The sequence below is a fragment of the Microcoleus sp. D3_18a_C4 genome (assembly GCF_036702415.1).
Lineage (GTDB): Bacteria > Cyanobacteriota > Cyanobacteriia > Cyanobacteriales > Microcoleaceae > Microcoleus.
Map to the genome: position 1 here is coordinate 19,222 of NZ_JAUBTI010000079.1, position 12,497 is coordinate 31,718.

A 12,497-nucleotide genomic window follows, 5' to 3' on the forward strand; every position below is an offset into this window, starting at 1 on the left:
ATTATTACTGACGCACCCTACTAGCAGTGATTGATTTGAACCAGTGTTCGCAACGATCGCCCAAAGCTGCTAAAGAATATTCTACCTCTGCTTGTCGCCGGCAAGCGCTGCGGTCAATTTGGTCTAAGCGGGCGATCGCACCTACCAAGCCATTTACGCTATCAGGCTCCACTAAAAAGCCCGTCAGTCCGTCTCTAACAATTTCGGCAGGCCCCCCGCGCTCGTAAGCAATCACGGGTACACCGCACGCTAAAGCCTCGATCGCGACATTTCCGAAAGCTTCCACCCAACGCGGTGTCATCAACAATGCTTGGCACTGACGGACTTGCTCTTGCATTTGGGTTGTTGTCAGAAACCCTAAATATTCTACCGGAGCATCCGGGTAATCTGCACAAATTTTTTGCCAATAATCCTCATCTTGCATTTTGCCCATAATTTTCAGGGGAATGCCTGTAATTTTCGCTGCCGCCACTGCATCTTCTAAGGCTTTTTCCGGGGCGATGCGGCCTAGCCAAGCTAATTTGGGTTCCGGTTGGCTGCAAAATTCGTACAGCGATAAATCTATGCCGCTTCCCAACAACTGACATTCATCGGCAAAGGCGAATGTTTTGGCTTGAGAAGCGGTGTGAACTCCGATCGTACCAGGAAACTGAACTGCGGTTTGTCCGGCAATGCGATCGAGGGCTGCGGAAAGGGAGCCCATGCTGATCAAATGTGCGATCGGAGTCCTAAAAAAAGGTGTCAAATAAAACGGCAGCCAATCGTAGGCAAAATTAACAATGACATCCCATTCATCCTGAACTTGGCGAGCATATTCCCACATATTCGCCAGCACCGAATCTGCGGGCATCACAATAGGATCATTGTAATCTTGTGTTTGGGCGGTTACTTGCAAATCACCCGTTATTTCGATTACAGGAATTGATTCTAAGACTGAACCTATCGGCGCTACAACCGCTATTTTATGACCTCGGCGGTGCAATTCTTTAGCGATGTTAAGGACTATAAGTTCGACTCCGCCGCCCAACCCGGAACCGAGTTGACCGACCGAAGTGGAGAGCAACAATATTTTCAAATAGTCATTAGTCATTAGTCATTAGTCATTAGTCAGTAGTAACTAATTCTAACATAATCTCACTTATAAATTCTCCCCTCTAAAATCTCAAATCTAAAATCCCTTGAAAATTGCTAGACTTATCAATCCCTCCCAGAACGCGGACGGAGGCGGTTCAACTGATTGATTGCCCAGCGAGCAGTTTCCTGAACTTCGGGATCTGGATCGTCCGTCGCACGGTGCAACAAGTAACTGATTTGATTCACCAATTCGTAAATCCGCGTCAAGTCGCGAATCGCATTTTTACGCACTTCGGGATTTTCATTTTGCAGCGAAATTGACCAGGCATTATTCATTGGTTTGAGAGTGCGAATGCCAATTTCCGAGAGACTTGCCAAAATTAAACTGTACTGGTTGGAGTCGGAATTTGCTAGCAAATCGAGCAACGGCTCAACGGCTCTGGAATCTCCCCGCTGGCCGAGTTCCCAAATTGCTTTGCGCCTCAAAGCCGGATTTAGGTGCTGCAAATCTTCAATCAGTGCTTCAATAATATCAACTTTAGGTCTACCATCCGTTTCGGGAAGGGCAATACCTTTCTTCTTCGCTAGGGAATCGGTTTGATTAGTTGTTTCGGGAATGTTGAAACCGGTGTTGCTGTATCCGTTGCTGTGAGTTTCCAAGGGGGAGGTGCCGGAATTAATTCGATCGCCCTCGAATGCTGCATCCTGGGATTCGGGTTCCCCGGATTCCCCGATCGACGGAAAAGGTCGATCGCTGTTCTCGATACTGTGGCCTTTTGGCAAATCAAAAGGGTAGGGCAGGGCTGACAGCGATTGTCCCCCAGAAGAAGTCTCTTGCGGTCTAATTTCGTGCGAGTTTTTAGGAGAATCGGGATTAGTAAATTGAGAGTTTCTTTGGTTGTGGCGATCGAATCTTCCCCGTCTTCGCTTAGAATAATTTGGCTCGTCACTGCTAACTAATTTGAGCATGATAAATACTGCCGCTGCCGTGACGACAACTGCTGCCAAACCCAACATTAAGAACCCCCGCTGACGAGACAAAATGACCAGCAAATTGGATACCGATTTCGGGATCTTAGAATTAGATTTGGACGTTTTGGACGGCTGAGATTTGTTTTTATCGGGCGCTGGAGACGGTTTTGGAGGCTTGGAATCTTGGCGATCGTCCGGGGGAGAGTTCGCCTGAGCAATTTCTGGGGAAACAGCCCGGTAGGAGGCATTGAGTACCTGGTGCTTTCCGTCCGCACTTGGACTGAACCCAGCGCCCAGACAGGCAATGCAGGTGAACAAACATACAGAGGAGCGGTAATGCGCCATAAGACTCAATCCGGGTTTTGAGAGGCAACGCCGCATGACGAGCTTTAGTTTAACCTTGAGTTAGCTCGATCCTAGCTGCTATGGGCTTAACTAACTCACAAATACCACCAGACTAGCGAAAAACCCTGGTTTGAGAGGGCACTGAGCCAGATATTATAAACACAATTGTGTCATTGACCTGCAACTCCTTTAAATAATTAGTTTAAAACGAACAACTACATCGGCGGCTACGACTTTAGCAGCGGCATCCCGAAAGTTGATTGCAGCTAATCTCACCTACGTGCAGTGTGCAGTGCAGGCCCTGCAGCGCAGCACTGCGGGGGCGCTAGCAGACGATTGTGGCTACCTGTCGATTTTTTACGAATAACGTGGCATGACCAAAAGTTTAACAAGCTTCCCAGCCGACGGGTCGATCGTTTTTGTGTGAATTTGGGCGGAAGTGGGACAGGGGCATTGGCACTGGTAACGATAAACTCGGTTTTTTCGTTAATTCTTCGCTGCTAAACCGCATATTTTCAGTACATTCCAGGACGCACTCTCGACGCTCACAAACCAGTTTTATTTACCCAAAATGCTGTAAGAAAGAGAGCGCTGATTTGACCGATGTTAATTTGAAGGGGGCAATTATGCCGGATAGAAGTGTTTGGGCGATCGGCTAAGATAACCGTTAGGAAATATTGTATTCAGCTAGCCAGCGCCCAAAATCATACTATCTTGTAAAAGTAGGGTCGGATTTAGTTAGGAGCTATAGTCAGAGCGAGTAGACCCTTTCACGCAGGCGTCCTTTGCCAACGTTTTGTTTATTTCTACCCACTTACTTAAGTTAAATCAATCGGTATTTAATGCTGTGCCGCCAAATTTGATATAAGATCGAGCTAAATTTCTAGTGTGAGAGTAGAGGCGTTTGTGAGCCAACAAGATATTTTAAATTTAGCAAAAGAAGGCGATGCCAGGGCGATCGCATTTCTGATCGGCCAAGCACTCCAAAGCTTCGGCGTCACGGCTAAAGCCAGCCGGGAAAATGACACCCTGCACCTGCTGCTGGAAGCAGAACATTTACCCGCAGAAGAAGCCTGTCTCCGAGTCGCAGTCAAAGGTTTGCAGCGGCTGCAACCCAATAACCTTTACTCAGTGACAGTTTACGGGCGGCGCGGCGGCCAGCAATTGCCAGCTTGGAGTCAGACGGTAGAATTAAAAAAACGCTTGACTTCCGCACCCGTGAGTCCGTTAGTTGCCGTGAATGCAGCAGTAGCTGCGAGTGCAGCAGTAGCCGCTAGTTTACCCGCTTCTCCAATTCCTGTGACTTTGCCCAAGCTAGAAAAAACCCAAAATGTCACAACTGCGCCCCCTCAAACACCAGAAAAATCTGCGCCCCAACCCCCTAAAATCCCAACTCCAAAACCCCCAAACCAAAGTCAGCAAAAGCCATCACCGCAGCCAGAATTAGCAGGCACTAAAACTAAGAAATTTGGGCTGTCAGTCGCTGTTCTGAGTCTAATTCTCGTACCGATATCCGGCTTGGTGCTGGCTTCTCAACTTTACAAATCCTCAACCACCGCTACTAATAACCCTCTAACGTCAAAGCCTGCGGTACAAGAAGTGAGCTCGACACCCGCGCCTGCACCTGCAGCCAAGCCCCTTCCCGCTCCAAAATCGCCCTCCCCGGCTGCCAAAAAACCTGCCATTGTGCCCGCCACTGTCAGCATCAAAGCAGTTGGTGACATGATCCCCGGCACAAATTATCCCTACAACAAACTGCCGGCAAAAAAAGAGATGTTATTAGAGTCGGTAAAACCGTACCTCAAAGGAGCTGATATTCTGTTTGGCAATTTTGAAAGCACGATGACCGATTATCCTTATAGTTCCAAAGCAGGCGGCGGACGAATGCTGTTTGCCTTTCGGACGCCTCCGAGTTATGCCAAAATTTTCAAAGATGTTGGTTTTGATATTTTGAGTATTGCCAACAATCACTCTTACGATTTTAACGAGCAAGGATTTAAGGACACGATTAAAAACATCGACAGCAACGGCATGAAGGCTGTTGGCAAAAGAGATCAAATTGTTTATCAAAATGTCAAGGGTGTGAATTTTGCCTTTATCGGTTTCAGCAACTACGGCGACGTTCACAATTCCTTGCTGGAACTGAAAGCGGGAGCCGAAGTTGTCAAAAAAGCTAAGGAAAAGGCTGATATTGTAGTGATATCAGTTCATGCTGGAGCTGAAGGAACGGGAGCTATCAATGTGAGAAATAAAACTGAGTTCTTTTACGGAGAAAACCGGGGAAATATGGTTTTGTTTTCGCGGACGATGATTGATGCGGGAGCGGATTTGATTTTGGGACATGGCCCGCACGTTCCCAGAGCTATGGAACTTTATAAAGGGAAATTGATTGCTTATTCCCTGGGCAATTTTTTGGGTTATCGCACTTTGTCCACAGCCGGAGCACTCGGTAAATCTCTAATTTTGGATGTGAAAATGACTCCGCAAGGGGATTTTGTTTCTGGTAAGATTATCCCCATCCAACTTGACGGGCGAGGTGTGCCGGCTGTTGATAACAATTTTAGGACTGTGGGGTTGATTGACCGTTTGACAAAGAGCGATTTTCCCAATAGCGGTTTGACAATTGATGACAAGGGACAAATTTTGAAAAAGAGTAAGTAGTTATTATTGGGAATTGGGAATTTTAACTGGTTCCCAGGCAGAGCCTGGGAACCTATATCCAGAGGCTTTGCCTCGAAAAGCGATCGGGAAAATAGGAGGCTGAGCCTCCGGATCTGCGTTACCAGGCAGAGCCTGGGAACAAGTAATCAAACTCTTGTGGCCCGTTGCTCAGAGCAACGCCCGAAATATGCAATTTAAATGCAGTACAGCTTAGCTGCCCCTATACTGCAATCATCGTTTTCAAAGCTTCTTTCATTTCGTCTGCAGTCGTCGTTGCCGTACCGAATTGACGCACGACAATACTAGCCGCCAAATTGCCCAAAACTGCCGCTTCCCAACCAGATGCACCGACGCACAAAGCTAAAGTCATTGCTGCTACAACTGTATCTCCAGCACCGGTTACGTCGAATACATCAGTCTTGTTAAAAGGGGGAATGTCCCAACTTTGAATGGCAAATTCCCCCTTTTCACAAGTCGATGTTGGAGGGGGTGAATTTTTGATTTCTTCGCCGTTGGCCCTTTCAAACAAAGTCATCCCTTCTTCGCCGCGAGTAATCAGGATTTTTTGAGCTTGAGTTAAGTTCAATAAATCGCGTCCTGCTTGCATTAAAGTTTGAGGGTTTTTGATAGCATATCCGACGGCTTGCTCGGCTTCTGGCAAGTTCGGAGTAAATAACATTGCTCCCGAATATCGCTGCAAATTTATTTGAGCGTCTACAATTGTTTTGCCGGGAACCACTGCCGATTCGATCGCCAAATTCGTCAAAACTCCGTCGCCGTAGTCGGAACAAACCACTGCATCTACTGTCGGTATTTGCTGCCGGATGTAGTCTGCCAATTGCAACTGCAAATCTAAATCCGGCAACTCGTCGGATTTGCGATCGACTCGAACAATTTGCTGAGTCACCGACTGCCGCGCGTGCCCGGAAATTCGAGTTTTGGTGACAGTTGGACGCTGCGAATCTATTAAAATCCCACCCGTATCAATTCCCGCCGCCTCAAAAATACCGCACAAAGCCTTTCCCTGGTCGTCTTTTCCCACCAAACCAGCAACTTTTACTTTGCCTCCCAGTTTGGCTAAATTATAGACAGCATTTGCGCCACCTCCGGGTACTTGCTGAGTATTTTCGTAGCGCAAAATCAACACAGGTGCTTCGCGGGAAATTCGCTCTACTTGTCCGGTAAGAAACTCGTCCAAGGTCAAATCTCCGATCGCTAATACCTGCGCTCGATCGAAGCAGTCTAATCTTTTCAATAATTGCTCTGTTGAGGCACGCAGTTGAGGCAAAAAATCGGAATAGTCGTTAGTCATTAACCAAAAAAATGAGACTGAGGAGTTGATAATTGAGTGTGGAACGAGCGGGAATTAAAAAGGGAGCATCTCAATGAAAGCAGCCCAGCTAGAAATTGGAGTTTTGAGGCAGGAGGCAGGAGGCAGGAGCAAAGAGGAAGAAGGAAGGAGCCAGAAGAAGTGTTTTTACACATATGAGATGCTCCCATTAAAAATCCTAATATTAATTAATAATTAATTTCCTCCCTTGTTTTATTTTTAACTTTTAATTGATTTTCTCACTGGGATTTTGAGAAACCAGTTGCCGGCTATTGGCGATCGCACTCGCTCAAACAATTGGGCAAAAAAATGCGGATAAAATCGCAGCCCTTGAGACTCAACTGAAAGTTTCACGCTGTGGAAGTGTCCTTCTACATAAGTGCCTTCAAAAAACAGCAGAATTATTTCAATTTCTGCTTGATGATCGTAATCACCTGAGCCATTTGTTTTTTGAGTGCATCAATTTCCGCTTGCATTTTCGCCATTTGCACAGTCATCGCCTGAATTTCGGCGGCGCCCGCTCCAGAAGTGGATGCAGCGGGGGCTGCTGGGGCTTCCGGCACTGGTTTCTTTTTGGCCAGTACCATCGCCGATTTGATTGCCTCGGTTAGCTGCTTCTTCTCAAACGGTTTGGCGATGAATGCAAAAAAATGCTTCTCAAAGGGTTTCGGAATTTTTTCCATCACCTCTTCTTCGCGGCCCGACATGATCACCAAAGGTATCTTAGAAAGCTCAGGATGGGCTTGCACTTTTTGATACACTTCCCAACCGCTGACTTTGGGCAGTAGGAAATCTAACATAATTAGATTTGGCCGGGCTTGACGGATCAGTTTGAGTCCCTCTTCGCCGTCTTTTGCTTCTAGAATTTCAAAGTTACCCTGAGGCAACATCTCTCGGACTCGGAGGCGGATGACTTTACTGTCATCGATTACCAAGATTTTTTGACCAGCCACGACTGACTCCTTCAGTAATGAATGAGTGATGATTTGCAACCTTCAGTATATCCCTAACAGAATTCTACCCATAATTCTGGGCGAGTTTAGTTTTGTTGCACCTGGGGGCGATCCTGATTTCGGGTGGTACTCCTACAAGTTCAGGGGCTTTGATTTCGGATACGATCGAAGGAATTAACTCAATCGCCACTTAATTTTATGTTCCCCCAAACTCCTAAAACTCCTACTGTCAAAGCAGTTGTCGCCCAAATGCGGGGTGAAATCGAGGCGATGCCGGAGTGGTTGCGTAGGCCCGTTGGCAAAGCTAGCGAACTTTCCCACGTGCAAAAAATTATCAAACAGCGGCAAATTCACACGATTTGTGAGGAGGGGAGATGTCCCAACCGGGGCGAGTGCTACGCGCAAAAAACGGCAACTTTTTTGTTGATGGGGCCGACTTGCACCCGCGCTTGTGCTTTTTGTCAAGTAGATAAAGGTCATTCTCCGATGCCGCTAGACCCGGAGGAACCGCAAAAGGTGGCCGAGGCTGTGCAGTTGTTGGGTTTGCGCTATGCAGTGCTGACTTCGGTGGCGAGGGATGATTTGCCGGATGGGGGTGCGGGTTGGTTTGCCAGGACGATCGCCCAAATCCGCCTTCTTAACCCGCATACTGAAGTTGAGGTACTGACGCCGGATTTTTGGGGGGGAACAGGTAGGGGCGGTGCCCCCGTGCCCGCCCTCCCCGTGCCCGCCCTCCCCGTGCCCGCCCTCCCCGTGCCCGCCCCCGACGGGGAGAATTCCGGCCTCGATGAGTTGCAGCGACAGCGAATTCGCACGGTGGTGGAGGCTAAACCTGCTTGTTACAACCACAATATTGAGACGGTGCGCCGGTTGCAAGGGCCGGTGCGGAGGGGGGCGAAGTACGATCGCTCGATCGACGTTCTGCGTATTGTTAAGCAATATGACCCAACTATTCCCACCAAATCGGGTTTGATGTTGGGGCACGGGGAAACCGAAGCCGAGATAGTCGAAGCGATGGCCCATTTGCGGGATGCCAAGTGCGATCGGCTCACCCTCGGTCAATACATGAGACCATCTCTAGAGCACCTCCCAGTGCGTAAATACTGGACGCCGACCGAATTTGACCGTTTCGGGTCGATCGCGCGGGAGATGGGGTTTGAGCGCGTGCGATCGGGGCCTCTCGTCCGCAGTTCCTACCACGCCGGAGAGAGCGATTGAAACTAATTTGAATTCAACTCGGTATAAACTTGTTACCAAGAAATTGGGTATAAAGCCCCGTCCTTCTAGGACGGCTTTAATTAATTATCAACTTTTGTTAATTGTTTTCTTGAACTTTCTTGCATTGTGTTCATTGTAGAGTACAATAACTAGACTACAGGTAGAATAACCGCCGATACACATGAGACACCACGCTCAAACGACGGGTCGGAAAACAATAATGGTTAGTGGGTAGCGAAAACCACGAAAAACATAGCTGGGCTAACTAATGTAAGCCAAAATCAGAGACTAAACTTTTTATTTCTAAAATGTACTGTCTAAAATGTACTGTGGGGCACACAGAAACAAGAGAAGCAATTCTCGAAAGCTTGGGGAGACAAACCCTCGCGAGGCTATCTAAATTAAGCTCGATATTTGGTTCTTTTGAACGGATACCAGGTTTAAACACTGCCGCAAGGATAGATAGTTTTAAGGTAGGTCGCAGAACCAAGAATCCCCTCGCCTTGACTGCTGGGGAGTGTCAAAAAAAATAACTCTAGAGGATTATGCATAAGTGCGACGCACTCTGCTATTTGTAAATAGAGTGACATTATCAATTAGGAGCTTTACCTATGCCAGAGATAGCGAAGAACCAATTAAAATCCGACTCCGTGATGAAAACGGGCAAATTCCCTTACACATTTCGCGCAGGCTGGTTTCTGTTGCTGTTAGCAATCAATTTTGTGGTTGCAGCCTTTTATTTCCATATCATTGAATAGTTCTGCCAGTTAACTTTTAGCAGACCCTGCTTTTCTCGACCTCAACGTCAGAGAATGGGAGAGAGGGAGAGAGTTTTGAGTTTTGAGTTGGGGATAATATGACTTCATCCTTCTAACTAATGACTCCTGACTTCTTCCCTCTTCCCTCTTTTTTCTGACTAATGCCTAATGACCAATGACTAATGACCAATGACTAATGACTAATGACCAATGACTAATGACTTCTCTAGCGATTTCTCGACGCTTCTAGCTTTGACAAGCGCTCTTGAATTTTAATAACATCTTGCTTAGTTTCAATTGCCAAAGTTGCTAAATTGTCAAACATCGGGTCTCCAGACAGCGGTCTAGGATTTGTGCGACCAGAACCTGAAGGGGAAGGAGACTGAGGCCGGTTAACTCTAGAACCTTGGTTCTGCAAGCTGTAGATTTGTCCCCTGAGTTCAGAAATTTGCCTTTCTAATTGAGTAATGCGAAACTCTAATTGAGTTGTGGATTGAGCGGGCGTGACAATTGGCGCAACAGAAATTGCTAAGGCGCAAGCCAGACATAAAAGACAGATTGTTACGGCGCGATGGCGAATCTTTTTCGGCATAGCTTTAATAATTTAAATTATACCAGTTCTACGATAACAAATCGCCGAGATTTTTTGCCTCTATCAGAAGTAGGTCTTATGGCAAGTAGGAACGTAGCTATTTTAATGTTCGATGAGGTCGAGGTACTGGACTTTGCCGGGCCTTTTGAAGTGTTTTCGGTGACATCAGAATTAAGTAAGGGCGAGCGACCTTTTGCAGTCTCTACCGTAGCCGAACATCCCGGTGCTGTCAACGCCCGCAACGGTTTGAGCGTAAATCCCGACTGCACCATTTCCGATTGTCCGCCACCGGATATTTTAATTGTACCGGGAGGACAAGGTACAAGAAAGTTAATCGATAATTCAGCAGTTATTAACTGGATAAAAGATTGTGCGCGAACAGCAGAATTAGTGCTTTCTGTCTGTACGGGTTCGCTGCTTTTGGCAAAAGCTGGCTTGTTGGAAGGTTTGGAAGCAACTACACACCATCAAGTATTGGATTTATTGAAAAAATTAGCGCCCAACACAACTATTATCGAAAATCAGCGATTTGTAGATAATGGCAAAATCATCACTTCTGGGGGAATTGCTGCGGGAATTGATATGTCTTTGCACGTTGTCGGCAAGCTTTTGGGTAAAGCACAAGCTGAACAAACAGCAGAACACATGGAATATAAAATTGGGAATTGGTAATGGTGAATCTAGTTAATTGCACATTTTATTTGTACGGACACGGCATGAACCCTTAGTGTCTATTTAAGTTTCAAATCCTTTGTATCTCTCGTTTATAGCCGAAATTAGATCCCCCTAAATCCCCCTTAAGAAGGGGGACTTTGACGCTCTTTTTCCCCCCTTCTTAAGGGGGGTTAGGGGGGATCGAGAGACTTATTAGATGGACAAAATACTGGTAAATTTGGACGTTAACTTAACACCAAGGGGCATTGCCGTGTCCATACCCCATACCCCTAGCTAATCAAGTATCTTCGCCCCAAACTTTTAGTTGTAAATAGACTAATATCAAAGCTACAGCCATCAGGAAAGTTGCCGCAGCGGCTGCATAGCCAAAATCAAATTGCGAAAAAGCTTGCTCGTAAATATAATAAACTAGCAAATTAGTAGAGTTCAAAGGGCCGCCGCCGGTGATGACGTAAACTTGCTCGAAACTCCGCAGAGTAAAAATAGCAGTAGTGACAGTAGCAAATACTAAAGTCGGTCGCAAACCGGGTAAAGTGATGTACAAAAATTGCTGCCAAGCATTAGCTCCATCCAATTCTGCGGCTTCGTAACGATTTACCGGAATTGCTTGCAATCCTGCTAAAAATACTACCATATTAAAGCCTAATTGTTTCCAAACACTGAGCAGAATTATCACAGGCATTGCCCAAACTGTGCTACTCAGCCAAGGAATTGGATTTAAACCGATCGCACTTAGCGCATTATTCACCGGGCCTTCGGTTTGAAACAACCACCGCCAACCCAAGCCAACTGCAACTAAAGAGGTAATCGAAGGAATAAAATAAGCGGTGCGGAGAGCTCCTCGCCAAGCAAACGAGCGATTTAGCAAAACTGCTAAGCCCAATGGAATCACTAAACTGGGAATGACTGTTGCAGTAGTAAAATAGAGCGTATTTTGGAGAATTTGCCAGAAATCCGGGTTTGTGACTAGACGCCAGTAGTTGTTGAAGCCAATCCAACGCAATCCCGACTGGGTAAAGCTGCCGCTGGTAAAGCTGAGGTAAAATAAATAGGCGATCGGCCAAATCAAAAAAGTACCCAGAAACAGCAAAGCTGGGGCCAAAAAAGTCCAAGCTGCGATCGCATCATTATCCAACCAGTTAAAACGCCCAAATTTAATCCGAACCATTGGCTTGTAAATTTTAGCTTTTAGTTTTAAATGGTATCACAATATAGGTCAATGTCAAAATGAACCTTCTCGATATATTAGCTCATTTACCCACTATAGAAACTGAAAGACTCCTGCTCAGAAAAATTACTTTAAACGATGCCAGCGATATGTTTGAGTATGCCTCAAACCCCGAAGTATCAGAATACACAATGTGGTCAACTCACACCTCGCTCGAAGACACTAAATACTTTCTTAGGTCACTTACTAAAATGTACAAAAGACGAGAGCTTGTAGATTGGGGAATTGTCCACAAAGTCGAGAAAAAGTTTATCGGAACTTGCGGATTTGTGGAATGGAGCATGACCCACAGCCGCGCGGAAATTGGCTACGCACTTTCTAGGAGATATTGGGGCGAAGGATACATGAGCGAGGCTGTTAATGCAGTTATTGAATTCGGTTTTCGGGAGATGTTGCTAAATCGAATTATGGCTCGATGTGAAGTTAACAATATTGCTTCAGCTAGGGTGATGGAAAAAGTGGGGATGCAATTGGAAGGGGTATTGCGACAGCACCTATTTGTGAAAGGCCGATATTGGGATCTAAAACTTTATTCGATTCTCAGGGAAGAGTTTTTTGAGAATATTGTAGAATAGGAGTGAATCAGTAAGTCAGCGAAAAAAAAATAATATACTTACGGGGAGCATCTCAGTTTTGCATTTACAGTGCGAGCGTCCCCGCTCGCGTATTGTACAATACGCGAGCGGGGACG

12 protein-coding genes are annotated in these 12,497 nt (G+C 46.3%); 6 read left to right on the forward strand and 6 right to left on the reverse strand.

Annotation, left to right across the window (positions count from 1 at the left end; translation table 11 throughout):
- Nucleotides 1–4: 4 nt before the first annotated feature.
- Together QUB16_RS25180 and QUB16_RS25185 are read right to left on the reverse strand one after the other, a co-directional pair.
- Complete coding sequence (locus tag QUB16_RS25180; protein ID WP_333320360.1) at nt 5–1,090, reverse strand: glycosyltransferase family 4 protein; 1,086 nt, start codon at nt 1,088–1,090, stop codon at nt 5–7.
- Nucleotides 1,091–1,197: 107 nt separating this feature from the next.
- Nucleotides 1,198–2,391, reverse strand: coding sequence for a HEAT repeat domain-containing protein (locus QUB16_RS25185; RefSeq protein ID WP_333320362.1), 1,194 nt, complete (start codon nt 2,389–2,391; stop codon nt 1,198–1,200).
- Between the two features lie 906 nt (nt 2,392–3,297).
- Between QUB16_RS25185 and QUB16_RS25190 the strand changes: the two genes are divergently transcribed.
- On the forward strand, nt 3,298–5,052 hold the full coding sequence (locus tag QUB16_RS25190) for a CapA family protein (protein WP_333320364.1): 1,755 nt from the start codon (nt 3,298–3,300) through the stop codon (nt 5,050–5,052).
- 220 nt (nt 5,053–5,272) lie between these two features.
- Here the strand turns inward: QUB16_RS25190 and QUB16_RS25195 are convergent, their stop codons facing one another.
- Complete coding sequence (locus QUB16_RS25195; protein ID WP_333320366.1) at nt 5,273–6,364, reverse strand: PfkB family carbohydrate kinase; 1,092 nt, start codon at nt 6,362–6,364, stop codon at nt 5,273–5,275.
- Between the two features lie 73 nt (nt 6,365–6,437).
- On the opposite strand from QUB16_RS25195, the gene QUB16_RS25200 reads away from it, so the two are divergent.
- A complete protein-coding gene (locus QUB16_RS25200) occupies nt 6,438–6,581 on the forward strand; it encodes a hypothetical protein (RefSeq protein ID WP_333320368.1) in 144 nt (47 codons plus the stop codon).
- Nucleotides 6,582–6,783: 202 nt separating this feature from the next.
- Here QUB16_RS25200 and QUB16_RS25205 read toward each other — a convergent pair whose 3' ends face one another.
- Entirely contained in the window at nt 6,784–7,335 is a 552-nt protein-coding gene (locus tag QUB16_RS25205; protein ID WP_333320369.1) for a response regulator, read from the reverse strand.
- Nucleotides 7,336–7,533: 198 nt separating this feature from the next.
- On the opposite strand from QUB16_RS25205, the gene QUB16_RS25210 reads away from it, so the two are divergent.
- Both QUB16_RS25210 and psaX read left to right on the forward strand, forming a co-directional pair.
- The gene (locus QUB16_RS25210; protein ID WP_333320371.1) at nt 7,534–8,553 is read left to right on the forward strand and encodes a lipoyl synthase; all 1,020 of its coding nucleotides are present in this window, start codon (nt 7,534–7,536) and stop codon (nt 8,551–8,553) included.
- A gap of 653 nt (nt 8,554–9,206) precedes the next feature.
- A complete protein-coding gene (gene psaX, locus QUB16_RS25215) occupies nt 9,207–9,311 on the forward strand; it encodes a photosystem I protein PsaX (RefSeq protein WP_333214470.1) in 105 nt (34 codons plus the stop codon).
- 226 nt (nt 9,312–9,537) lie between these two features.
- On the opposite strand, the gene QUB16_RS25220 is transcribed toward psaX, so the two are convergent.
- Nucleotides 9,538–9,903 (reverse strand): hypothetical protein, encoded by a 366-nt coding sequence (locus QUB16_RS25220; RefSeq protein WP_333320372.1) that lies wholly within the window; start codon nt 9,901–9,903, stop codon nt 9,538–9,540.
- Between the two features lie 78 nt (nt 9,904–9,981).
- Between QUB16_RS25220 and QUB16_RS25225 the strand changes: the two genes are divergently transcribed.
- Nucleotides 9,982–10,575 carry a DJ-1/PfpI family protein gene (locus tag QUB16_RS25225; RefSeq protein WP_333320374.1) on the forward strand — a complete coding sequence of 198 codons (594 nt, stop codon included), beginning with the start codon at nt 9,982–9,984 and terminating at the stop codon, nt 10,573–10,575.
- Nucleotides 10,576–10,855: 280 nt separating this feature from the next.
- Here QUB16_RS25225 and QUB16_RS25230 read toward each other — a convergent pair whose 3' ends face one another.
- Complete coding sequence (locus QUB16_RS25230; RefSeq protein ID WP_333284536.1) at nt 10,856–11,746, reverse strand: sugar ABC transporter permease; 891 nt, start codon at nt 11,744–11,746, stop codon at nt 10,856–10,858.
- Between the two features lie 59 nt (nt 11,747–11,805).
- Between QUB16_RS25230 and QUB16_RS25235 the strand changes: the two genes are divergently transcribed.
- Nucleotides 11,806–12,381 carry a GNAT family protein gene (locus QUB16_RS25235; protein ID WP_333320376.1) on the forward strand — a complete coding sequence of 192 codons (576 nt, stop codon included), beginning with the start codon at nt 11,806–11,808 and terminating at the stop codon, nt 12,379–12,381.
- The last annotated feature ends 116 nt before the right edge of the window (nt 12,382–12,497 follow it).